This window comes from Nonomuraea sp. GTA35 (assembly GCF_041950525.1).
Taxonomy (GTDB): Bacteria; Actinomycetota; Actinomycetes; order Streptosporangiales; family Streptosporangiaceae; genus Nonomuraea.
Genome location: NZ_JBGNUV010000004.1, coordinates 832627 through 854230, shown reverse-complemented (window position 1 = coordinate 854230; position 21604 = coordinate 832627). Strand labels below are relative to the sequence as shown.

The following is a 21604-nucleotide window of genomic DNA, read 5'->3' as shown; positions in this document are numbered from 1 at the left end:
GGGGAGTTTCGGTCATCCGCCTGAATATCAGACGTTGTCCGGCAGAGCCGCCTGAACCTGGGTGATGGTGCCGGTCGTCACGAGGAGGCCGCGCCCGGACGGACCGCCGCCCGCGCCGCGTGGCAGGCGGATCGAGAACAGGTCGCCGTCGGTCTGCCCCTGCACGGCGAGCAGCACCCCGGTACGGGACTTGCGCGCCTCCGCCACGAACCCGCGGTAGGCCACGGCCAGATCGCCCGTCGCGCCCGCGATCAGCAGGCCGTGGTCCCCGTCGCGACCCGTCCGGATCACCTCCTCCAGCGCCGTCCCCAGTGGTCCGTCCGGGTTCACCAGCTCGGCGTCGTCGACCAGCACCACGTAATGGTCATGCCCGGCCACCAGCTCCTGCAGGTTCGTGGCGTCGCCGTTCAGCACGGCCAGCGCGCCCTCCAGCTCGCGCAGCGGGCTGCGCCTGGGCGCGACGGCCACGACCGGCGTGCCCCGGGCGATCAGCGACCGGGCGGCCGTCATCAGCGCCGACGAGCGGCCCGAACGGGACGGCCCGGCGATCACCGCGCCCGGGCCCTGGGCCTGCAGGTCGATGCCGAGCGGCGCGAGCGCGTCCCCGCCCGCGCCGACCAGCGCCCACAGCGGCGACGGCGGCGCGAACTCCGGATCTAGGGCCAGCGTCTGGGCGGCGGTGATCCGCATCGGGAGCGCGTCCACCCGCAACGGCGGCGCCCCACCCCAGCGCCAGGAACCCCGGCTCGCTCCCAGGGCATGCGAGGGACTGGGCCGCCTGGCCCCGCCGCCCCCCGCGGCATGGGCGGCAGCGCCCTCCGCCCCGAAGGCATGGGCGGCGTCTTCCGCCCCGGAGTCGTGGGCGGCGTCCTCCGTTCCCGCCGCCGGATCGGCCGCGGCGGCGCGGGCCAGGGACTGGAGTGCCGCCACCTGCGCCGGTCCAGCCGGATCGGCGGCCAGCAGGGCGATGTGGTGCTCCACGATCCCGTGCTCGCCCATGGACAGCGCCCGCCCGGGCGGCATGGTGGCGGGCAGCCCCTTGAGCGGGAAGCCCGCCAGACCGTAATCCGCGCTGTCGGACAGCCGCAGCAGCAGCCGGTCGTCGAAGACCGTCGAGACCTGCCCGAGCAACCCGGACCGGTCGCTGCTGACGACGGCCCTCAGCCCCACCGCGGGCCCTTCCCGCAGGAGCTGCAGCACCGCCTCGATCAGCCGCCCGTAGTCGTAGTTCTCGAAGGCCGCGACGAAGCCCTCCCAGCGGTCCAGCATGAACACCAGCCACGGCACCCGATGCCCCGCCTGCCGGTACTCGGCCAGCGACGCGTGCCCGGCCTCGGCCAGGAGCTGCTGCCGCCGGCCCACCTCCGCGCGCAGCCGGGTGAGCAGCCGCTCCACCCGGTCGAGCTGGTCGCGGGTCACCACGGCGCCGCAGTGCGGCATGGCCACCAGCGGCAGCAGCGCGCCCGAGCCGCAGTCCACCGCGTGCAGGTGCACGTCCTCGGGGGAGGCGTGCGCGGCGATCGAGCCCGCGATGGTGCGCAGAGCCGTCGATCTCCCGCTGCGGGCCGCCCCGGCGATGAGCAGGTGACCCCCGTGGGCCACGTCGAGCGCCAGCGGGCACCGGTCCTGCGCCCAGGGCCGGTCGGTGATCCCGAACGGCAGCGGCTCCACCTCGGCGAACCCGTCGCCGGACGCCGGGGCCTCGTCCGGGAGGTCGAGGACGAGGTGGGTGGGCAGGGGGTCCAGCCACGGGCTCGGCTGGGCGGGCACGCCGGCCAGCCTGGCGGCCTCGATGAGGGCGTCGGCGACGAGCGTGAGGTCCGTGGTCGTGGAGTCCTCCTCGTCCGGACGCGGAGGCGGCGGCAGCGGCTTGCCCAGCGCACGCCAGCCCACGTCGAGCACCCGCAAGCTCCCACCACCCAGATCACCGCCCGCCAGGCCACCGCCTGCCGAGCCGTTGCCGTGCGAGCCGCCGGGTGGCGCGACCGGCCCGCCCGCTCCATGGCCGGCCGCCGTGGGGAGGACCGGGCTGCGGCCGCCGACCCTGGCCGTCTGCACGGCGACCGCCGCCCCCACCCCCGACCGCACGTAACACCGTCCAGGCGTGGACTTGGAGATGTGCGCCGCGTCAGGCAGGTCGATGACGTCGGCGGACTCGGCGGGCTCGGTCACCCGCAACACGATCCGCAGCGACGTGTTCGCCTGGATGTCGGCCGTCACCACACCGGCGGGCCGCTGCGTGGCCAGGATCAGGTGGATCCCCAGCGACCGCCCCCGCCGCGCGATGTCCACGAGCCCCGCCACGAAGTCCGGCAACTCGGCCACCAGCGCCGCGAACTCGTCGATGATCAGCACCAGCCGCGGCAGCCCCGGCCCGGTGTAGTCGTCGATGTCCTTGGCCCCGGCGGACGCCAGCAGCCGCTCCCGCCGCCGGATCTCGGCCGCCAGCGAGTCGAGGGCCCGCTGCGTCAGATGCCCGTCGAGGTCGCTGACCATGCCCACGGTGTGCGGCAGCCGTACGCACTCCTTGAAGGCCGCCCCGCCCTTGTAGTCGATCAGCACGAACGTGAGCTGGTCGGGCCGGTTGGCCACGGCCAGCGAGCAGATCATCGTCTGAAGCAGCTCCGACTTGCCCGCGCCGGTGGTGCCGGCGATCAGCCCGTGCGGGCCGTCGAGCCGGAGATCCACCGAGAACGGCCCGTCGGGCCCCACCCCGATCAGCGCCTCGGTGCTGCCCCGCCCGCCCCACCGGGCGGCCAGCTCCGCCCCGGACGGCACGGTCAGGCCCATCAGGTCGAGCAGGCGGGCCGCGTCGGGGAGGTTCCCGCCCGGATCGTCCCTGCTCACGTCGCGGATCGGGGCCAGCGCCCTGGCCAGGCGGTCGCACCAGGCGGGGGAGACGAGGTCGCCCAGGAGGGGGCCGATGACGTCGAGGCCGCCGCCGCGCAGGCGTACGAGGCCGTCGGCGCCGCACTCGGCCACGGTCTGGCACTCCTCGGGCAGCAGCCGCTGGTCCTCGTCGATGGCCAGCGTGAACACGCCGCAGCGAGGCCCCTGGCGCAGCACCTGCGGCATGTTCGGCAGGCCGCGCAGCACCTGGGCGCCGTCGAGGATCACCAGCACGTCGTAGGGGCGTACGTCATAGGAGGAGAACGAGGGCTTCTCCGGCCCGCCGAGGTCGTCCCAGCCGGTGGGGACCTTGCCCAGCTCGGGGATGGTGGTGTTCTGGCGCTCGTCGATGAGGGCGGCCAGCTCCGCGACCCGGCGGGCGGCCGAGTCGGGGTCGGCGCCCACCAGCGCCACGCACTCCTCGCCGGCGCGCGGCGCGCAGTGCGGCAGCCAGCGCATCCAGCCCCACTGCCGCTCGGCGTCGGGGTGCGCGGACACGATCACGATGGCCAGGTCGCGCGGGCTGTGCAGGGTGGCGGCCTGCGCGATCAGCCAGCTCGCCAGGCTGGCCGCGGCCGTACGGTGCCCTGTCACGCCCGCCACCCCCAGCCGCCGCATGGGCAGCGCGACCGGCACGGAGCGGCAGATCGGCGGGTCGATGCGCCCGCCCTGCTCCTCCGACAGCTCCAGGCCGGCGGGCAGGTCGGCGAGCCCGACCCGCAGCCGGAGCGAGTCGGCGTCGTGGATCCTGCGCTCCCACAGCCGCCTGCGCGGCCCGGTGGCGGTCAGCAGAACCCTGGCGGGGTCGGGCGCGTCGTCCCTGCGTGCCGCCTCGTCGGCCACGCGGGCGCGCTCCACGTCCTCGTCGTAGGCGCGCAGCTTCTCCTGATGCTCCTTGAGCGCCTTCTTGTGCTGCTTCTTGCCGTGGCGGCGGTCGCTCCACCACTGGCCGATCATGATGACCGGCGTCATGAGGGCGACGAGCAGGTAGAACGGCTGCTTGAGCGCGATCGCCAGGGTGACACCGAGCACGGCGGGCAGCAGGGCGGCCAGCAACTGCAGGCGCAGCCCCTCGTTCCTGGTCGGCTCCTTCGGCCGGACGAACGTGCGCCGCGGCTCGGGCCGCCGCAGCCTGGGCGGGCGGTTGTAGGCGACCCCGCCTTCCCCGCGCGGCGCCAGGTGGGCGTCCCTCGGCTCGATCGAGGTCAGCACGAACACCGAGGACCCGCAGGTGAGCACGGCCTGGTCGGGCCACTCGACCGGCTCGGTGAGCGGCTGCCCGTCGAGCTCGGGCACCTCGCCGTAGCCGGCCGCGAGCTCGGCCCGCTCCCGTTCCGCCGTGCGCGCCGTGAGCTCGGCGACCTCCTCGGCCCAGCGCCCCTTGAGCTTGAGCTTGGGCGCGTCGGCGGGTGGCCGCCAGGCGCGCTCCACGGTGATCGCGTCCGGCGTCACGCGTACGGTCACCGCCTCGGGGGCCAGCGCCGGATCGCCCGCCGCCACCGCGCACATGGGGTCGGAGCCGATGACGTGCACGCCCAGCCCCAGCCGGTGCACCGCCCCGGCGGCGGGACCGCCCACCACCCGCACCTCGGCGACCCCGCCGGGCTCCTCGACGACGGTGGCAGGGGCCAGGTGGGCCTCCAACGTGACCTTGTCGCCGTCGCGCAGCACGGCGGTGACCGGGGCGAGCGGGTCGAGCGGGCGGCCGTCGCGCCACAGCGCGGGCGGCCCCATGGCGGACCTTTCCGGCCTGCGGGGGAGCGGCACGCGGGCGCCGTCGCCGGTCGCGGACATGCCGTAGGGCGCCCTGGCCTTGGGCAGCCGGACGACCTCCGCCAGCGAGCCCTGATCGCTGAGCTCCTCGCTGAGCCTTCCCACCGTGGCGCCGTCGTCGCCGTCGATCACGACGTCGCGGTCGCCCTGCCCGCCGATCACGGTGAGCATGATCCGCATGGTGCCGTCTCTCCTCGGTCGACTTCGGGCGCCAAGGTAGCGCCAGGAACGGGGCAGGGCGCGCCGGTTGACGGCAACGGCATGGCAGGACCGCAAGCATGTGACTTATGCGCCGGAAGTTAAGAAAGGGGCGGCTAACCGGATAATTGCCCATCCGTCAATGCGGTAGAAACAATAGGCATTGATTATTTCCGCTTGACATCATGTCACCTGCGAAACAAGCATGGGTCCGCCAATTCCGCCTCCGCCACTCGGGTGATCCCCACATAATGGCGTGAATTCCGCAATTCACCTTCGGGAGCCCCCCACCCATGAGGACCAGTGAAAAGCAGCCTGCCGCCAACGCGGCGGCGGGGTTGTCCGGGCCGGCCTCGCGCAAGCTCCCCGTCCCGCCCCGAGAACGCAAGCCGGCGCTGGCCGCGCTGGCCGTCCTGCTCATCCTGGGCGGCGCGCTGGCCACGACCCTGCTCGTGCTGAACAGCGGCGACCGCGTCTCCGCGATCCGCGTCACCCAGCAGGTCGGCGCGGGGCAGAAGTTCGGGCCGGAGGCGATCGAGGAAGTGAAGATCGCCGACACGGGCGTCGACTACGTCTCCTGGTCGCAGCGGCAGCAGGTGCTCGACAGCTTCGCGGCCGTCACCATCCTGCCCGGCACGCTGCTCACCAATCAGATGGGTGTACGGGCCAGCAGCGAACTGGGGCCGGGAAAGGCCACCGTCGGGCTGGCGCTCAAACCCGGTCAAATGCCCGCCGGTGTGCAGCAGGGTGACCGCGTACAGGTGATATTCGTACCGAGCAGGGCGAGCGAGGGAGAAAGCCGGGTGCTCGCCGCGAACGCGCTCGTCTTCGCCGTGGGAGACAGATCAAGAACGGGAAATTCCGGCCAGATCACCGTGGTCGTCGAGGCGCCGGCCGCGCCGGAGATCGTGGCCGCCGCCTCCAGCGGGCAGGTCGCGGTGGCCGAGCTCCCGGGGGCACGCTGACGTGGCGCTGATCGTACTGGCCGCCGACAAGGGCGCGCCCGGCGTGACCACCGCCGCCACGGCACTCGCCGCGGTCTGGCCCCGTCCCGTGCTGCTGGCCGAATGCGACCCGGCGGGCGGCGACCTCGCCTACCGGCTGCCCGCCGCGGGCGGCGGCGTGCTCAACCCCGGCAGGGGGCTGCTCACGCTGGGCGCCACCGCGCGGCGCGGGCTGGAGGCCGCGCAGATCCACCAGCACACCCAGAAGATCGTCGGCGGGCTCGACGTGCTGGTCGGGCTCACCCACGGCGAGCAGGCCGCCGGCCTCACCTGGCTGTGGGGCCCGCTCGGCAGGTCGCTGGCCGCCATCCCGAACGCCGACGTGATCGCCGACTGCGGACGCCTGGGCGCCCACCCGCAGCTCGCCGACCTGATGGCCGAGTCCGAGCAGGTCGTGCTGCTCACCAGGGCCACCCTCGACCACGTGGCCCACCTGCGCGAGCGCCTCCAGATCACCAAGGCCCACGGCGTCGTCGTCATCGCCGACCCGCGCAACTACCGCGGCTCCATCGAGGACGTGCGCAGGATCGTCGGCCCGAGCGTGCAGTTCGTGCACGGCCTGGCCTACGACCCCAAGGGCGCCGAGCTGCTGCGCGGCCAGTGGGGCGGCCGGCTGGACCGCTCGCTGCTCATCCGTACGGCCAGGGACCTGGCGGCGAGGCTGGTGAGCCACCGATGATCGACCACTCGCTCGTCAAGCGCTTCCGCCAGGAGGTCGGCGACCGCCTGGCCCACCAGCGCCGGCTCGACCAGGCCAACGGCCTGCCCCCGATGACCGGGGAGGACGAGCGCCAGTTCGCCAGGGCGCTGATCTCCCAGGTGCTGGAGGAGCACGCGCGCAGCGAGATCGGCCTGGGCCGCACGCCGCCCACCGTGGAGGAGGAAGAGGCCCTCGCGGCCGGCATCCACGCGGCGCTGTTCGGGGTGGGCCGGCTGCAGCCGCTGCTCGACGACGGCGAGGTCGAGAACATCGACATCAACGGCTGCGACAGGGTGTTCGTGAGCTACGCCGACGGCCAGGAGCTGATGCACGACCCGGTCGCCGAATCCGACGACGAGCTGATCGAGCTGATCCAGATCCTGGCGGCGTACTCGGGCCTGTCGAGCAGGCCGTTCGACACCGCCAACCCGCAGCTCGACCTGCGCCTGCCCGACGGCTCCCGGCTGTCCGCGGTCATGGACGTCACGGTCAGGCCGGCCGTGTCGATCCGCCGCGCCCGCCTGGGCAAGGTCTTCATGTCCGATCTCGTGGGCAACGGCACGATAAGTCAGGACATTGGGCGGTTCCTCAGGGCAGCGGTCGCCGCCCGCAAGAACATCATGATCGCCGGGTCCACCAACGCGGGAAAGACCACCCTGCTGCGCGCCCTGGCCAACGAGATCCCGCCCAACGAGCGCCTCATCACCGTCGAACGCGCCCTGGAGCTCGGCCTCGACCAGTTCCCCGAGCTCCACCCCAACGTGGTCGCCTTCGAGCAGCGCCTGCCCAACTCCGAGGGCCAGGGCGAGATCTCCATGGCCGAGCTCGTCCGCCGCTCGCTGCGCATGAACCCCAGCCGCGTCATCGTCGGCGAGGTGCTCGGCGACGAGATCGTCACCATGCTCAACGCGATGACCCAGGGCAACGACGGCTCCCTGTCGACCATCCACGCCAACTCCAGCATGGAGGTCTTCAACCGCATCTCCACCTACGCCCTGCAGGCCAGCGAGCGGCTGCCCATCGACGCGACCCACATGCTCATCGCCGGCGCCATCGACTTCGTGGTCTTCATCGAGAAGCGCAACGACTACCACGTGGGCGGCCGGCTGCGCCGCTACGTCTCCAGCATCCGCGAGGTCAACGGCTGCGACGGCCGCGTGCTGTCCAGCGAGGTGTTCGTGCCGGGGCCCGACGGCGGTGGCGTCCCGCACGCCCCGATCTCCTGCCTGGAGGAACTCGCCGCCCACGGCTACACCCCCGGAGGCTGGTGAGAGGCATGCCGTTCACGATCGACCCGCTGGCGCTGCTGGCCGGCGCGACCGCAGGCGGCGGCCTGTTCCTGTTCGTCCTGTCCCTGTACGGCCTGCGCCCCCGCCCCACCCGGCCCAGGAGCGACCTGATCAAGGTGGTGACCACCCGCGGCGCCGTCGCGGCCGTGGCCGCCACCATGGTCCTGATCATCACCGGCTGGCCGGTCGTCGCGGTGGGCACGGTGCTGCTCGTGTTCGCCTGGCGCGGCCTGGCGGGCGGCGCGGCCGAGGAGCGCGCCGCCATGCACCGCCTGGAAGGGCTGGCCGCCTGGACGGAGTCGCTGCGCGACACGATCGCCGGCGCCGCCGGCCTCGAACAGGCCATCCCCTCCTCCATCAGGGCCGCCGCGCCCACGCTCAGGCCGCACCTGCGCGCCCTGATCGACCGGCTGCACACCAGGATGGCGCTGCCGGACGCGCTGGCCCGCTTCGCCGACGAGCTCGACGACCCCTCGGCCGACCTCGTGGTCGCCGCCCTCATCCTCAACTCCAAGCTGCGCGGCCCCGGCCTGCGCGACGTGCTCGGCGCGCTGGCCGTCTCGGCCCGCGAGGAGCTCGACATGCGCCGCCGCGTCGAGGCCGAGCGCCGCTCGACCAGGCGCAGCGTGCAGATCGTGGTGATCACCGCGCTGGTCTTCGCCGGGATCCTCGTGCTGTTCAACCCCGACTACGTCAAGGAGTACGAGGGCTACCTCGGCCAGGCCGTGCTGGTCGTCGTGGCCGGGCTGTTCGGTGCGGGGTTCGCCTGGATGCGGCGGCTGGCCAGGTTCGACAAGCCCACGCGGCTGCTCATGGGAGGGGGCGGCGGCGATGGCTGACGCCCTGAGAGGAGGTGGCCGCGATGGTTGAGAGCGCGCTGGCGGGTGCGGCCCTCGGGCTCGGGCTGTTCGTGCTGCTGCGGGCGCTGTTCCCGGCCCGTCCCGGGCTGGTGGCGCGGCTGCTCGCGCTCGACGCCGTGCGCGAGGACGCGGGCGCGCCCCGCATCCAGCTCCTCCTGCCCGACGAGGAGGTCAGCGCGTTCCGGCGCGGCCTCGGCGCCCGCCTGGCCCGCCTGTACGGCGCGCGCGGCTGGGAGGCCCGGTCGGCCAAGTCGGACCTGGCCCTGCTCGGCCGCTCGTTCGAGGCGTTCCTGGCCACCAAGGTGCTGCTCGCCGCCAGCGGCCTGCTGGCCTTCCCGCTGCTGCTGGCCTGGCTGGTGCTCATGGAGTGGGGCGTGTCCCTGGCCATCCCGTTCTGGACCGCCGTGCTCGCCGCCGTCGTCTTCTTCTTCCTGCCCGACCTCCAGGTCAAGCGGGACGCGGCGGCCAAGCGGCGCGACTTCCGCCACGTCGTCGGCGCCTTCCTCGACCTCGTCTCCATGAACCTGGCCGGCGGCCGCGGCGTCCCCGAGGCCCTGATGATGGCCGTCTCGGTCAGCGGCGAGCAGCCCAACTGGGCGATGGGCCGCATCCGCGACGCCCTGAGCGGCGCCAGGATCGTCGGCATCACGCCGTGGCAGGCGCTCGGCCAGCTCGGCGAGGAGATCAACGTCGACGAGCTGCGCGACCTGTCCGCCGCGCTCGGCCTGGTGGCCGACGACGGAGCCAAAGTACGTGCCTCGCTCACGGCCAGGGCCGCCACGCTGCGCCGCCGTGAGCTGGCCGAGATCGAGGGCCGGGCGGGCGAGCGCTCCCAGTCGATGCTGGTGGCCCAGCTCCTGCTCTGCGCCGGTTTCGTGATCTTTCTCAGCTACCCCGCCGCGATGAAGATGTTGGGAGTCTCATGAACCACCCCTGGATCGTCTACCTGAACGCCTACCTGGGCGAGCGCGTCCGCCGCGCCCGCACCGCGCCCACGAGGGGCGCCTCCGCCGTCGAATGGGTGATCATCACCGCCATCATCGCCGGTGTCGCGCTCGGCCTGGCCACCTTGATCAGGACCCTGGTGGAGCAGCAGCAGGGCAACCTCGAACAGACCTTCGGCGGTGGCGGCGGCGACGGCGGTGGCGGCGGCCAGCCGTGAGAGCCCGGCCGCCTCGGGACGAGCGCGGCGTGACGGTGATCGAGCTGGCCCTGCTGATGCCGGTCATCCTCGCGACCGTGCTGCTCATCGTGCAGGTCGCCCTGTGGTTCCACGCGCGTGAGGTGGCCGAGGCGGCGGCCCGGGAGGGGGCGCGCGTGGCCAGGGCCGCGCCGTTCGACTCCGGCGCCTGGCAGGGCGAGGCCACCGGCAAGGCCACGGAGATCATCCAGGCTGTCGGGCCCCGGCTGCTGCAGGGCGCCACCGCCACGACCTCCGAGAAGGAGCCCGACGAGCGCTTCGTCACGGTGACCGGCAGCGCCGTACAGGTCATCCCGCTGCTGCCCGACCTGGCGTTCACGATCACCGCCACCGCGGGCGGGCCCGTCGAGTGCTTCCGCCCCGACAACGGCGGCGAGGACTGCGCATGAACGAGCGGGGTTCGATGGCCGTGGAGACCGTCATGCTGGCCCCGGTCTTCCTGCTGTTCCTCATGTTCCTGGCCGGCGCCGGGGTGCTGGTGGAGTCGCAGGGGCGGGTGAACGGGGCCGCGCGCGACGCCGCCCGCGCCGCGTCCGTGCAGCGCTCGCTCGACGACGCGGAGGCCGCGGCCGAGGCGATCACCACGAGCGTGCTGGAGGGGCGCTGCCAGTCGGCCGCGGTCTCCCTGGACGGTTCCGAGTGGGAGCAGGGCGGCCAGGTCCAGGCCGAGGTGTCGTGCGAGCTGGACCTTGCCTTCCTCGGCTTCGGCGGCACCAAGCGGCTCACGGGGACCGCGGTGGTGCCGATCGAGCAGTTCAGGAGGATCGAATGAGGGCCGGCGAGCGGGGCTCCATGTCGGTGTTCACCGTGCTGTTCTCCGTGGTCGTCTTCCTGCTGGCCGGGCTGCTGGTGGACGGCGGTTCGGCGATCAACGCCCGGCTGCGCGCCGCGGACGTGGCCGAGCAGGCCGCGCGGGCCGGCGCCGACGAGCTGGACGTCGACCATCTCCGCGAGACCGGGGAGGCGCGGCTGCTCGCCGAGGCGCAGGTGTGCGCCAGGGCCGACGAGATCGTGGCGGCCCAGGGCGGCGACGACGTGAGTTCCGGGGAGTGCGCGGTCGGCCAGGGACAGGCGCAGGTGACGGTGTCCGTGTCGGTGCGGTGGGAGGCGTTCTTCCTCAGCGCGATCGGCTTCCCCGGCTCCGAGATGACCGGCGAGGCCACCGCGGCCCCCGAGGCGAGATAGCGGGCCCGCCCGAAGCGAGCCAGACCGAATCCCGCCACTCGATGGATGCGGGACACCAGAGGCACGACGCTGGACCGGGGAAAGGAGAGGCGATGCCGACGCGAGAGCCCGCGCGTCCACCCGGACGTCACGTTCCCGTACGCGTGCCGGCCAGGCGCAGCTTCGGCGACGTGCTCGCCGGGATCGGGGCGCTGATCGTGCTGGTGGCGCTGGTGGGCGGCGTGCCGTACGCGCTGCTCACGTACGCCGGCCCGCCGATCAGGCCCGAGCTGCTCGACCCCGGCGTGTGGACCGGCAAGGTCGGCCACACCACGATCATGGCCGTGCTGGTGCTGATGGTGTGGGGCGCCTGGCTCCAGCTCTTCGTGTGCGTGCTGGTCGAGGTGTACGCCGGGGTCCGCCGGGTCGGCATGCCCGCCCGCGTGCCGCTCTCCGGCGGGATGCAGTTCCTCGCGAACAAGCTCGTGTCGGCGGTGTTGCTGCTGTTCACGGCCGGGGCGATGGTGGTGCCGCTGGTGAGGACGGCGCCCACGCCCGCCGCCCCGCCGGTGACGGCGGTCGCGTACTCGGCGCCGATCGTCGAGCAGACGCTGGAGACGCCCAAGACGAAGAAGGTGTACGTGGTGCAGCCGCCGCACGGTCGGCACCACGAGAGCCTGTGGGAGATCGCGGAGAAGTGCCTGGGAGACGGCCGCCGCTACCCCGAGATCTACCGGCTCAACCAGGCGAAGGAGCAGCCGGACGGCACCCGCCTGCGGATGGCCGACCTGATCAGGCCCGGCTGGGTGCTCGACATGCCGGACGACGCCAGGAACGTGCACATCGTGCCCGCCGGCCAGCCCCGCGAGCAGACGCTGCGCGAGCACCCCGGCAGGGCGCACGTGGACCGGCCGGAGCCCCGCGAGCGGGGCGAGGCCAAGCACCGCCAGCCCGAGCAGCAGGAGCCCAGGCGCACGGACCAGCAGGAGCGCAAGCGCACGGACCAGCAGGAGGGCAAGCACGCCGAGCGGCAGGAGGGCAAGCGAGCTGAGCTGGAGGACGAGACGCCGACGGACCGGCAGCCCGCCGTCATCACCCAGCCCCAGGGCGGCGAACTGACGCAGTACCTCGCCGCCGCGTCGCTGGCCGCCGCCGGGCTGCTGCTCGTGCTGGCCAGGCGGCGCAGGGAGCAGCTCTGGAGGCGCCTGTTCGGCCGCAGGATCGTCCGGCCGCGCGACGACGCCGCCCAGGCCGAGCTCGCGCTGCGGCTCGGGAGCGACGCGCCGGGCGCCCGCGTCCTGGACGTCGGGCTGCGGATGCTCGGCGCCGAGCTGGCCGCCCAGCGCCGCACCCCGCCCGTCGTGTACGGGGCGCACCTGTCGGCCCGCTCGCTCGACCTGTGGATCCACCCGGCGGACGACGACCCGCCCGCCCCGTGGACGGCGGCGGACGGCGGCCAGATCTGGCGCCTCCCGGCCCACGAGGGCCGCCTCCTGCCGGACCCCAGGACCCAGCCGTACGCGGACCCCAGGACCCAGCCGTACGCGGACCCCAGGACCCAGCCGTACGCGGACCCCGGGCCCCGGCACGGGGGGACGCCGTACCCCGAAGGCCGGGCGCAGGCAGGCAGGGCGCCGTATCCCGACAGCCGGGCGCAGCGGGCCGGGGCGTCCCGGACCGGTGCCGACGCGCGGCCGGGCGGGGCGCCCCAGGCCGACGCCGGCGCGCAGCGGGGCGGGACGCCTCAGGCCGGCACCGGCGTGCGGCCGGGCGGGGCGCCGTACCCCGGGCTGGTCTCCATCGGGACGGACGCCGCCGGGCGGGTCCTGATCGACCTGGAGGCCGCGCAGGGCCTGATCAACGTGCGCGGCACGCAGACCACCGCCGCGCTGGCCGCCCTGGCGGTCGAGCTGGCCACCAACCTGTGGTCCGACCGCATGCGCATCACGCTCGTCGGCTTCGGCGGCGAGCTGACCGCCATCGCGCCGGGCCGCGTCAGGGCGGTCGGCAGCCTGGCCGAGGTGCTGCCCGAGCTGGAGGCCGGCGCCGCCCCGCGCAGGGAGGTGCTGACCGGCCGCATCACCGGCAGCCCGCGCAGCGCCCACTACCTGCTGTCCGCGGTGGCGCCCACGCACGAGGAGGCCCGCCGCCTGGCGCTGCTGGCCCGCAGGGACACCGCCGGGTACGTGGTGGCGGGTGAGGTCCCGCACGCCACCTGGACCCTGGAGATCGGCGACGACGGCAAGGCCAGGATCGCCGAGCTGGGCTTCGAGGTGGACGCCCAGCTCCTGCCGCGCCGCCACTACCAGGCGCTGATCGACCTGTTCCGCACCGCCGGCCGCCTGGAGGGCGAGGCGATCCCCGAGGCCGAGCCGCTGGCCGGGCTGCACCCGCCCGCCGTCGAGATCAGGATCCTCGGCCCCGTCGAGATCGCCGGGCTGCCTCCGCTGGAGGAGGGCCGGATGGCGCTGGCCACGGAGCTGCTGGTGTACCTGGCCACGCACGTGGGCGGCGTGCATCCCGTGGTGCTCGGCGGCGTGTTGTGGCCGCGCGGCGTGCAGGACATGGTCAGGGACGCCACGATCGCCAGGGTCGCCGAGTGGCTGGGGCCCGAGCACCTGCTCACCGACGAGGCGGGCCGGCTGCGGCTGGGGCCCGACGTGCGTACGGACTGGGCGCTGTTCCGCGAGCTCGTCCGCCGCTCGCACAACGACCCCACGGCCAGGGCCGTCCTGCTGGAGAAGGCGCTCGGCCTGGTCAGAGGCCCGCTCCTGGCCGCGCGCGGCCCCGGCCGGTACGCCTGGCTGACGGATGACGACCTGGAGTACGACGTGACCGCGGCCGTGGCCGACGCCGCGCACCAGCTCTGCGAGCTGCGGCTGGCGCACGGCCAGCCGGACGCCGCGGTGGCCGCCGTGCGCGCCGCGCTGCTGCTGGCGCCCGACGACGAGAGCCTCTGGCGCGACCTGCTGCGGGCCACGCACGCCACGGAGGACGCCGTCCGCCTGCGCGCCGTCGTCGAGGGCCTGACCCGCCGGGCCGCCTCGCACCCGTACGGAGGCGCGATGGCCCCCGAGACCGAGGCGTTGATCGAGGAGCTGCTGCCCACGTGGCGCATTCATGTGGTGAGGGAGTCGTCGGCATGAGACCTGCGGCGATAGTGCTGTGCCTGCTGCTCGCGGCGGGCTGCGCGGCACCGGAGCGGCCGTACCGCCCGAAGGAGGGCGCCCCGGCGGCGGCGGTGGGCACCACCCCGGCCGCGCCCGAGGAGCAGCCGTCCTCCGGGCCCGAGACGATCCAGGTCGCCGACGGACTGAAGGCCCGCGTCGAGTGGCCCGCGAACCCCGACCCGCTGCTGAAGGTGATGGTCGACCAGTACGTCGGCACCCGCAAGGCCGTGGCGGAGAGGCGGCGCACGTACAAGGACGGCCTCGAACTCGACGCCGCGGTGCAGGCCAGCGAGTGGGTGGAGTCGTTCGCCACCGAGGGGTGGTCGATGCGCGGGGTCGGGCGGCTCTACAACCTGCGGGTCAGCGCGCGGGTGGGCAAGGGCGCCCAGATCAATGCCTGTGTGGACGAATCGGGGGTCCGGATGGTCTCCACCCGTACCGGGAGAGCCGTCAGCCCCCAGCCCGAGTGGTTGCGCACCCCCTACGGCCAGAGCGTGGCCGCCCGCCGCGGTGACGACGGGGTGTGGCGCATCAGGACCTACGTTCCCTCCAGAGAGAGATGCACCCGATGAAAGCCTGGCTAGCGGCCCTGCTCGTGGCCCCGCTGCTCCTCGACCCCATCCCGGGCCCCGGCGAGAACACCACCCAGGAGAAGGAGCAGACCGGCAACACCGTGGGATGGAGGGGGAAACACACCAGCATCAGGGTCAGCGGCGACGTCGGCGGCAGCGGCGACGGCTACCGCATCCCGCAACCGTGCTGGTACGAGCCCGGGCCCACCCCCGAAGAGATGCTCCGCCAGCGCGGCGAGGGCCGCGACGCGGCCAACAGGGCGCGCATCGACGAGGAGAGCCACCAGGCCTTCATCCAGCAGTTCAAGGACAGGCTCGGGCAGGACGGGCGCTGGTGGCTGCCCGCGCTGAACGAGGCCGACCCCAACGGCGTGGCCTGCTGGACCGGCCTGGAGCAGTTCATCTTCGTGCCCACCGGGACCACGCCGCCCGCCGGCCTGACGATCGAGCAGCTCGCCCAGATCGCCCGTGCCGCGCTGACCGTGCCGGAGCCCGCCGTCAAGCTGAACCCCGACGCCAAGAGCTACGTCAACCTGCCCACCTGGGTCTGGCTCGAAGGCGTGGGCGAGCCACGCCGCACCGTCACGGCCGAGCTGCCGGGCGTCATGAGCGTGACGCTGGTCGCGACGCTCGAGAACATCGAGATCGATCCGGGGACGACGGGCGAGCGGGCGGAGGTGACGGAGAGCGGCTGCGGGGCGGCCGGCAGGCCGTACACGAAGGGCGGGGAGTTCTCCTGCGGCGTGCGTTACCTGCGCTCGTCGATCGACCAGCCGCGCGAGAAGTACACGCTCACCGTGACCACCGTGTGGCTGGTGGACATCCAGGCCCAGGGCGGCGTGGTGCCGTTCCAGTTCGACCCCGTGGAGCTGGAGACCACGCGCGACGTGCCGGTCGGCGAGATCCAGAGCAACGTCACGCCGCCGTCAGGACAGAACGGCGGCTAGCGGGGCCAGCTCCGGCTCCTGCGCGGCCTCGGCCAGCACCTCCTTCAGCACGGCGTCGTGCGTCGGCTGCGCCCGCTCCAGCAGCTCGCGCCCGGCGGGCGTGACCTCGGAGTAGATCCCCCGGCGGTCGTCCGCGCACAGGTAGCGGTGCAGCAGCCCGCGGTTCTCCAGCCGGGTCACCAGCCGCGTGGTCGCGCTCTGGCTGAGCACCACGGCCCCGGCGAGCTGCTGCATGCGCATGTGCCAGCCGTCCTGCCTGGCCAGCACGTCGAGCACGGTGTACTCGCTCACGCTCAGCTCGTGCTCCTTCTGCAGGCACTTCTCCAGCCGGTCCTCGATCTTGGCGTGCAGCGCCGCGAGGGTGCGCCAGCCCTGCGCACGCGCCTCGACGGCGTCATCGGCTATGGGCATGTGACAGCCTCCTCCGGCATGGTTGTATGGTCAGTTAGTCGGCGTGTGCAAATAATGTCTACGCTTACTAACGTCGTCTGAGGAGAATTCTATGCCTCTAGCCCTGTTCGCCCTCGCGATCAGCGCCTTCGGCATCGGAACCACGGAGTTCATCATCAACGGGCTGCTGCCCGAACTGGCCGCGGACTTCGGCGTGACGATCCCGGCCGCGGGCCTGCTCGTCTCCGGGTACGCCCTCGGCGTGGCCGTCGGCGGGCCGCCGCTGACCATGCTCGGCGGGCGGTTGTCGCGCAAGACCATGCTGCTGGCCCTGATGGTGCTGTTCATCGCGGGCAACCTGCTGTCGGCGCTGGCCCCCTCGTACGGCGTGCTCATGGCCGGCCGATTCCTGGCGGCCTTCGCGCACGGCGCCTACTTCGGGGTCGGCTCGGTCGTGGCCGCGGACCTGGTGGCGCCGCAGAAGCGGGCCAGCGCCATCGCCCTGATGTTCACCGGCCTGACGCTGGCCAACGTGCTCGGCGTGCCGCTGGGGACGTGGATCGGGCAGGCGTTCGGCTGGCGGGCCACGTTCTGGGTCGTGGTCGCCATCGGCGTGGCCGGCCTCGCCGGTGTCATGGCCCTGGTGCCGCGCCAGCCCCGGCCCTCGGGCGGCGGCCTCCTGCGCGAGCTGGCGACCTTCCGCAAGGCCGGCGTCTGGCTCGCGCTCGCCATGACCGTCTTCGGGTTCGCGCCCGTCTTCGCCGTCATCACGTTCATCGCGCCGATCATGACCGGCGTCGGCGGCTTCTCGCCGGGGGCGGTGCCGGTGGTGATGGCCCTGTTCGGCGTCGGCCTCGTGGCCGGCAACCTGATCGGCGGCAAGCTCGCCGACCGGGCGGTCATGCCGTCCATCTACGGCTCGGTGGGCCTGCTCACGCTGCTGGCCGTGGTGGTGGCGCTCGTCTCGTCCAGCCAGATCGCCTTCATCGTCGCGATCACGCTCTTCGGCGTGGCCGCCTTCGCCACCGTCCCGCCCCTCCAGACCCGCGTCCTGGACACCGCCGCGGGCGCCCCCACGCTGGCCTCGGCCGCCAACATCGGCGCCTTCAACCTGGGCAACGCCATCGGCTCCTTCGCGGCGGGCCTGACCATCGACGCCGGCCTCGGCTACACGGCCCCGGCCTGGACGGCCGCCCTGCTGGGGTTGGTGGGGCTCGGCGTGGCCGGGGTCGCGGGGATGCAGGCCCGGCGGCTGGTGCCTGCCTGATCGCGATCAGGGCCGGTGTGGAGGGTGCCGTGCCGGCCCTGCGGGCTCGATCAGTCGAACAGCTCGTCGACGCTGGTGGCTGTAACGGCTCGGCCGATCCATGTCCTCAGCGTTGCCTGGTCGGTGCAGGCCAGGATGCGTTCCTGTGCTTCGTGCGGAAGGGGAACGCCCCGGTTCTCGAGGATGATGAGGACGGCCTTGGCCTCGCCCTTGGCCTCGCCCTGTTCGACCCATTCGCGGACGAAGGGGTAGTCCATGAGGTCTTCGATGTTTACGCTCATCTCGAGTTCCTTGTAGATGATCTTGCCGATGGACCGGGGCACCGAGCTGAGTACAAGCTCAATATAGCTCGGCCGGTCCTTCGGGCCTTGGACTATGGCCTGGATGTATGCGTGCAGGATTTTGTGCAGTCGCTCGGACGCGTCGTTGCCGTGGGCGATCACCGAGAGGGTGGCGAGTTCGGCGTTGGCGGAGGCTTGCGTGGTGTCGATGATCTCGGGCACGTCCTTCGAGCTCGCGACGATGGGTACGAGTACCCATCCCGGATGTCCCATGTCGATCGCTTCGGCGCATGCCTTGGCTGTCGCGGCGTCCTGGCAGAAGACCAGGAGCACCACCGGACACTTCGTACGTGCCCGGAGTGTGCTCAGATAGACCGGCCAGGACCATTGTTTGCGCTTGTCGGGTGCTCGCTGGATCTCCAGGACCACGGCGTGTACCGGCGTCCCGCCCTGGGTCATGAGGACCACCGAGTCGGCGCGATACTCCGTAGGTCTGCAGTCGGTGAAGTCGGTGTTGCCCAGCGACAGCTCATCGAAGGTCGGCACGGCGACGCCCATCTCCGCCAGTAGGGAAGTGACCAGGGTCGGGCGGTTGCGGACGAGCTCGATTAGGTACTCATGTTCTAATGTCGGCGACATGGCGAACACATTACCGAAAGCTGTCGGCCGATTACAAAGCGTTAACAATACCTCCATTTTCGTGGGCAATCAGCCACTCTTTCACCGGTACGCCGTAGTAATACCCGCCATATCCCCCAGAGCTGGGCAACACCCGATGGCAAGGCACGAACGGCGCGATCAGGTTCTGCGCACACGCGGACCCCGCCGCCCGCGCCGCCGTCTTCGGCATCCCCGCCCGCTCCGCGAGCTCCGCGTACGAAACGGTCGTCCCCGCCTTCACCTCCCGCAACGCCGCATGCAGCCGCTTGCGTGTGGGCGACCCGGGCTGCGAGACCGGGACGGCGTCCAGCGCGTGCAGGTCGCCGTCGAAGTAGGCGCGGGTCGCCTCGGACGCCAGGCCGAGGTCGTCCACGACCTCCAGCCCTTCGGCCTGCAGCGCGGGCGTGAGCCGGACGAACATCTGCGTCGGGTCGGCGGTGAAGCCGGCCGCGACCAGCACTCCCTCCCGGGCGAGCAGGGCCAGCGGGCCCACCGGCGTCGGCACGAGCTGGGCAGCGATCATGAAGAGCTCCAGAGGTGCAGGGCGGCGTACGCCCGCCACGGGCGCCACCGCTCGATGTGGTCCTGGGGGATGCCCAGGGCGGCCATGCGCTTGTTCAGGACGAGGTCGCCCGCGGGCCACGCGTCCGGGTCGCGCAGCGCGCGCAGTGCGATGTAGCTGGCCGTCCACGGGCCGATGCCGCGGACCGCCAGCAGTTCGGCCACCGCCTCCGCCGGGTCCTGCCCGCCGTCCAGGTCGAGGTGACCCGCCGCCAGGCGGGCGGCGAGGTCCTTGAGCGTGTCGATCCGGCGGTTGGTCAGGCCGAGGCCGGTCAGGTCGGTGTCCAGGAGCTGGACGGGGGTGGGGAAGAGGCCGTCAGGGGCGGCGGCCCTGGCGACGATGCGGCCGAGCAGCGTACGGGCGCCGGCCACCGAGATCTGCTGGCCCACGACCGCGCGCACGGCCAGCTCGAACCCGTCGAACGCCCCCGGCACCCGCAACCCCGGCCGCGCCGCGACGAGCGGGCCGAGCGAGGTCCGGCCGAGCATCTCCGAGATGGCCTCGGGGTCGGCGTCCAGGTCGAGGAGTCGGCGGCAGCGGGCCACGACGCGGGCGAGCTGGCGGGTGTCGTCCACGGCCACGTCCAGCGCGATGTGGCCGCGCTGCGGGGTGAGCGTGATCGTCCCGCCCGGTACGGCTCTGGCGTACGAGGTGCGGTCCGCCACCTCCAGCCCGGGAATCGCCCGGGAGGCGAGGAAGGCGAAGACCCCCTCCACGTCGTACGGCTCCCGCCGGTGCAGCCGGAGCCGCAGCGTCGCCGCCCCGGTCGCCACCCCGTTGGCCTGGACCGTCCGGGGCCCGGCCGTGGCGCGCAGCTCGCTGGGCGTGAACCCGTACGTCTCCCGCATCGTCGCGTTGAACTGCCGCACGCTCCCGAACCCCGCCGCGAACGCCACCTCCGTCACCGGCAGCCCCGTCTCGGTCAGGAGCTGCTTGGCCAGCAGCAGCCGCTTCGTCCGCGCCACCGCCAGCGGCCCGACCCCCAGCTCGGTCACGAACAGCCGGTGCAGGTGCCGCTCGGTGATGTGCAGCCGCTGGGCGAGCCCGGCGACGCCCTGCTCGTCGGCCGCCCCGTCGTCGATCAGCCGCAGTGCCCGCCCGACGAGGTCGCCGCGCACGTCCCAGCCGGGGTCGCCGGGCGACAGCTCGGGCCGGCAGCGCTTGCAGGGGCGGAACCCGGCGGCCTCCGCCGACGCCGCGTGCCGGTAGAAGCGCACGTTGCGGGCCGAGGGCGTACGGGCCGGGCAGATCGGGCGGCAGTAGATGCGCGTCGTCGTCACCGCCGTGTAGAAACGCCCGTCGAACCGGGCGTCCCTGGCGGAGACGGCCCGGTAACAGGAGTCGAAGTCGAGCTCGAGTGGTGACATGTCTCCGACAGTATGCGCTCCCCAAGGGGACTGACTGGCGGAAATCAGACACCAACGTTCATGGCTGGTGGCGCAGCGGCGAGCGTACGTAGGGCAGCCAGCTCAGTGCCATGACGGCCGCGCCCAGCGCCAGCGCGGGGCCGGTGCCCCACAGCTCGCCGACGGCGGCGGCGAGCAGCCCGCCCGCCCCGAGCGCGCCCGTCAGGAGCAGGCGCATCGTCGCCGTCATCCTGCCCAGCATGGCGTCGGGCGTGACCCGCTGCCGCAGGCTGATGAGCAGCACGTTGTTGAGCCCGGTACGGAACGTCAGCACGAGCCACGCCACCGCGCTCGCCCACACCCACGGCCCGCCCATGCTCAGGAGCGGCACGACGAACGCGGCGGGCGTGGTGACGAGGCTCGCGAGCCACGCGGCGCGCCCGGTGCCGAGCCGGCGGCCGATGGCGTGCGCCGACGACGATCCCGCCAGCACGCCGAGCCCGCCCGCGGCCAGGTACGCCCCGAGCACCCACTCGGGATGGCCGAGCTGCTGCACGAGGACGACCGGGAGCAGGACGGAGCAGAGCGGGAACGCCAGGTTGACCATGGTTCCCTGGAGCAGGGCCGTGACGAGGATCGGGTTGCCGAACAGGAACCGGACGCCTTCGGCGATCTGCCTTCCCATCGGGTCGGACTCCCGCGCCGCCGTCCGGGGTTCGGGGACGGCTCGCAGCCAGGCCGCCGACCACAGGTAGCTCAGCGCGTCCAGCAGGATCGCCACCGGCGCCCCCGCCACCTGCACGAGCACCCCGGCGGTGCTGCGCCCCGCCACGTCCATCCCGGCCCCGGTCCCCACCAGCAGCGTGTTCGCCGCCGTCAGCCGGTCCCGTCCCACCAGCGCCGGCACGATGCTGTACGAGGCCACGTCGAACAGCAGCGTCCCGGCCCCGACGAGCACCGCGACCAGGTACAGGTGCCCCATCGACAACCACCCGCCCCACCACGCCACCGGCACCGACAGCAGCGCCCCGGCCCGCAGCAGGTCGGTGGCGATCATCACGGGACGGCGCCTGACCCGGTCCACCCAGGCTCCGGCGGGCAGCCCGAGCAGCAGCACGGTGAGCGTCCCGAGCGCGGCGAGGAGCCCGACCTCGCCCGCGCCCGCGCCGAGGGCGGTCACGGCGAGCAGGGGCAGGGCGACGTAGCTGATCTGGGATCCGAGCTGGCTGACCGCGCCGGCCAGGAAGAGGTTGCGAAAGCCGCGGAGCCGGAGCAGCGGCTCCTGCGTCACTGTCGTTGACATGCCCGCCACGATGGTGAAATGTCGGCAA

General features: G+C 73.2%; 19 protein-coding genes. 13 read left to right on the top strand and 6 right to left on the bottom strand.

Annotation, left to right across the window (positions count from 1 at the left end; translation table 11 throughout):
* Nucleotides 1–27: 27 nt before the first annotated feature.
* Complete coding sequence (locus ACBJ32_RS22385) at nucleotides 28–4842, bottom strand: FtsK/SpoIIIE domain-containing protein (protein WP_375128334.1); 4815 nt, start codon at nucleotides 4840–4842, stop codon at nucleotides 28–30.
* 311 nt (nucleotides 4843–5153) lie between these two features.
* On the opposite strand from ACBJ32_RS22385, the gene ACBJ32_RS22380 reads away from it, so the two are divergent.
* From ACBJ32_RS22380 to ACBJ32_RS22325, 12 genes are all read left to right on the top strand, one after another.
* On the top strand, nucleotides 5154–5825 hold the full coding sequence (locus ACBJ32_RS22380) for a hypothetical protein (protein ID WP_375128333.1): 672 nt from the start codon (nucleotides 5154–5156) through the stop codon (nucleotides 5823–5825).
* 1 nt (nucleotide 5826) lies between these two features.
* A complete protein-coding gene (locus tag ACBJ32_RS22375; RefSeq protein WP_375128332.1) occupies nucleotides 5827–6543 on the top strand; it encodes a hypothetical protein in 717 nt (238 codons plus the stop codon).
* Nucleotides 6540–7835, top strand: coding sequence for an ATPase, T2SS/T4P/T4SS family (locus ACBJ32_RS22370; protein ID WP_357886546.1), 1296 nt, complete (start codon nucleotides 6540–6542; stop codon nucleotides 7833–7835). Before ACBJ32_RS22375 ends, ACBJ32_RS22370 begins: the two co-directional genes overlap by 4 nt.
* A 5-nt stretch (nucleotides 7836–7840) precedes the next feature.
* Nucleotides 7841–8692, top strand: a complete 852-nt coding sequence (locus ACBJ32_RS22365) for a type II secretion system F family protein (protein ID WP_357886543.1) — start codon at nucleotides 7841–7843, stop codon at nucleotides 8690–8692.
* 23 nt (nucleotides 8693–8715) lie between these two features.
* Nucleotides 8716–9639, top strand: a complete 924-nt coding sequence (locus ACBJ32_RS22360; RefSeq protein WP_375128331.1) for a type II secretion system F family protein — start codon at nucleotides 8716–8718, stop codon at nucleotides 9637–9639.
* Nucleotides 9636–9875, top strand: coding sequence for a hypothetical protein (locus ACBJ32_RS22355; protein ID WP_357886537.1), 240 nt, complete (start codon nucleotides 9636–9638; stop codon nucleotides 9873–9875). The genes ACBJ32_RS22360 and ACBJ32_RS22355 overlap by 4 nt, the downstream gene beginning before the upstream one ends.
* 29 nt (nucleotides 9876–9904) lie before the next feature.
* On the top strand, nucleotides 9905–10303 hold the full coding sequence (locus ACBJ32_RS22350; RefSeq protein WP_375128330.1) for a TadE/TadG family type IV pilus assembly protein: 399 nt from the start codon (nucleotides 9905–9907) through the stop codon (nucleotides 10301–10303).
* Entirely contained in the window at nucleotides 10300–10686 is a 387-nt protein-coding gene (locus ACBJ32_RS22345) for a TadE/TadG family type IV pilus assembly protein (RefSeq protein ID WP_357886531.1), read from the top strand. The genes ACBJ32_RS22350 and ACBJ32_RS22345 overlap by 4 nt, the downstream gene beginning before the upstream one ends.
* Nucleotides 10683–11099, top strand: a complete 417-nt coding sequence (locus ACBJ32_RS22340; RefSeq protein ID WP_357886528.1) for a pilus assembly protein TadG-related protein — start codon at nucleotides 10683–10685, stop codon at nucleotides 11097–11099. The genes ACBJ32_RS22345 and ACBJ32_RS22340 overlap by 4 nt, the downstream gene beginning before the upstream one ends.
* 92 nt (nucleotides 11100–11191) lie before the next feature.
* On the top strand, nucleotides 11192–14224 hold the full coding sequence (locus tag ACBJ32_RS22335; RefSeq protein WP_375128329.1) for a BTAD domain-containing putative transcriptional regulator: 3033 nt from the start codon (nucleotides 11192–11194) through the stop codon (nucleotides 14222–14224).
* On the top strand, nucleotides 14221–14820 hold the full coding sequence (locus tag ACBJ32_RS22330) for a hypothetical protein (protein ID WP_375128328.1): 600 nt from the start codon (nucleotides 14221–14223) through the stop codon (nucleotides 14818–14820). The genes ACBJ32_RS22335 and ACBJ32_RS22330 overlap by 4 nt, the downstream gene beginning before the upstream one ends.
* The gene (locus ACBJ32_RS22325) at nucleotides 14817–15767 is read left to right on the top strand and encodes a hypothetical protein (protein WP_375128327.1); all 951 of its coding nucleotides are present in this window, start codon (nucleotides 14817–14819) and stop codon (nucleotides 15765–15767) included. Before ACBJ32_RS22330 ends, ACBJ32_RS22325 begins: the two co-directional genes overlap by 4 nt.
* Here ACBJ32_RS22325 and ACBJ32_RS22320 read toward each other — a convergent pair.
* Complete coding sequence (locus ACBJ32_RS22320) at nucleotides 15747–16178, bottom strand: MarR family winged helix-turn-helix transcriptional regulator (RefSeq protein ID WP_375128326.1); 432 nt, start codon at nucleotides 16176–16178, stop codon at nucleotides 15747–15749. The two genes, ACBJ32_RS22325 and ACBJ32_RS22320, sit on opposite strands and share 21 nt — an antisense overlap.
* A 91-nt stretch (nucleotides 16179–16269) precedes the next feature.
* Here ACBJ32_RS22320 and ACBJ32_RS22315 point away from each other — a divergent pair, with 91 nt between their 5' ends.
* Complete coding sequence (locus ACBJ32_RS22315) at nucleotides 16270–17424, top strand: MFS transporter (protein ID WP_375128325.1); 1155 nt, start codon at nucleotides 16270–16272, stop codon at nucleotides 17422–17424.
* Between the two features lie 50 nt (nucleotides 17425–17474).
* On the opposite strand, the gene ACBJ32_RS22310 is transcribed toward ACBJ32_RS22315, so the two are convergent.
* Genes ACBJ32_RS22310 through ACBJ32_RS22295 form a run of 4 tightly spaced genes read right to left on the bottom strand, consistent with a single transcriptional unit; the run spans nucleotide 17475 to nucleotide 21576 of the window.
* Entirely contained in the window at nucleotides 17475–18344 is an 870-nt protein-coding gene (locus ACBJ32_RS22310) for a hypothetical protein (RefSeq protein ID WP_375128324.1), read from the bottom strand.
* 31 nt (nucleotides 18345–18375) lie between these two features.
* A complete protein-coding gene (locus ACBJ32_RS22305; RefSeq protein WP_375128323.1) occupies nucleotides 18376–18888 on the bottom strand; it encodes a methylated-DNA--[protein]-cysteine S-methyltransferase in 513 nt (170 codons plus the stop codon).
* A complete protein-coding gene (locus tag ACBJ32_RS22300; RefSeq protein ID WP_375128322.1) occupies nucleotides 18885–20294 on the bottom strand; it encodes an AlkA N-terminal domain-containing protein in 1410 nt (469 codons plus the stop codon). The genes ACBJ32_RS22305 and ACBJ32_RS22300 overlap by 4 nt, the downstream gene beginning before the upstream one ends.
* A 58-nt stretch (nucleotides 20295–20352) precedes the next feature.
* Nucleotides 20353–21576 carry an MFS transporter gene (locus ACBJ32_RS22295; RefSeq protein ID WP_375128321.1) on the bottom strand — a complete coding sequence of 408 codons (1224 nt, stop codon included), beginning with the start codon at nucleotides 21574–21576 and terminating at the stop codon, nucleotides 20353–20355.
* Nucleotides 21577–21604 lie beyond the last annotated feature (28 nt).

What these genes read in the sequence shown, in the direction of transcription:
- ACBJ32_RS22320 (WP_375128326.1), bottom strand. Translation starts at nt 16,178, where the DNA reads ATGCCCATAGCCGATGACGCCGTCGAGGCGCGTGCGCAGGGCTGGCGC.
- ACBJ32_RS22355 (WP_357886537.1), top strand. Translation starts at nt 9,636, where the DNA reads ATGAACCACCCCTGGATCGTCTACCTGAACGCCTACCTGGGCGAGCGC.
- ACBJ32_RS22380 (WP_375128333.1), top strand. Translation starts at nt 5,154, where the DNA reads ATGAGGACCAGTGAAAAGCAGCCTGCCGCCAACGCGGCGGCGGGGTTG.
- ACBJ32_RS22365 (WP_357886543.1), top strand. Translation starts at nt 7,841, where the DNA reads ATGCCGTTCACGATCGACCCGCTGGCGCTGCTGGCCGGCGCGACCGCA.
- ACBJ32_RS22345 (WP_357886531.1), top strand. Translation starts at nt 10,300, where the DNA reads ATGAACGAGCGGGGTTCGATGGCCGTGGAGACCGTCATGCTGGCCCCG.
- ACBJ32_RS22295 (WP_375128321.1), bottom strand. Translation starts at nt 21,576, where the DNA reads ATGTCAACGACAGTGACGCAGGAGCCGCTGCTCCGGCTCCGCGGCTTT.
- ACBJ32_RS22305 (WP_375128323.1), bottom strand. Translation starts at nt 18,888, where the DNA reads ATGATCGCTGCCCAGCTCGTGCCGACGCCGGTGGGCCCGCTGGCCCTG.
- ACBJ32_RS22330 (WP_375128328.1), top strand. Translation starts at nt 14,221, where the DNA reads ATGAGACCTGCGGCGATAGTGCTGTGCCTGCTGCTCGCGGCGGGCTGC.
- ACBJ32_RS22325 (WP_375128327.1), top strand. Translation starts at nt 14,817, where the DNA reads ATGAAAGCCTGGCTAGCGGCCCTGCTCGTGGCCCCGCTGCTCCTCGAC.
- ACBJ32_RS22300 (WP_375128322.1), bottom strand. Translation starts at nt 20,294, where the DNA reads ATGTCACCACTCGAGCTCGACTTCGACTCCTGTTACCGGGCCGTCTCC.
- ACBJ32_RS22360 (WP_375128331.1), top strand. Translation starts at nt 8,716, where the DNA reads ATGGTTGAGAGCGCGCTGGCGGGTGCGGCCCTCGGGCTCGGGCTGTTC.
- ACBJ32_RS22340 (WP_357886528.1), top strand. Translation starts at nt 10,683, where the DNA reads ATGAGGGCCGGCGAGCGGGGCTCCATGTCGGTGTTCACCGTGCTGTTC.
- ACBJ32_RS22370 (WP_357886546.1), top strand. Translation starts at nt 6,540, where the DNA reads ATGATCGACCACTCGCTCGTCAAGCGCTTCCGCCAGGAGGTCGGCGAC.
- ACBJ32_RS22335 (WP_375128329.1), top strand. Translation starts at nt 11,192, where the DNA reads ATGCCGACGCGAGAGCCCGCGCGTCCACCCGGACGTCACGTTCCCGTA.
- ACBJ32_RS22315 (WP_375128325.1), top strand. Translation starts at nt 16,270, where the DNA reads ATGCCTCTAGCCCTGTTCGCCCTCGCGATCAGCGCCTTCGGCATCGGA.
- ACBJ32_RS22385 (WP_375128334.1), bottom strand. Translation starts at nt 4,842, where the DNA reads ATGCGGATCATGCTCACCGTGATCGGCGGGCAGGGCGACCGCGACGTC.
- ACBJ32_RS22310 (WP_375128324.1), bottom strand. Translation starts at nt 18,344, where the DNA reads ATGTCGCCGACATTAGAACATGAGTACCTAATCGAGCTCGTCCGCAAC.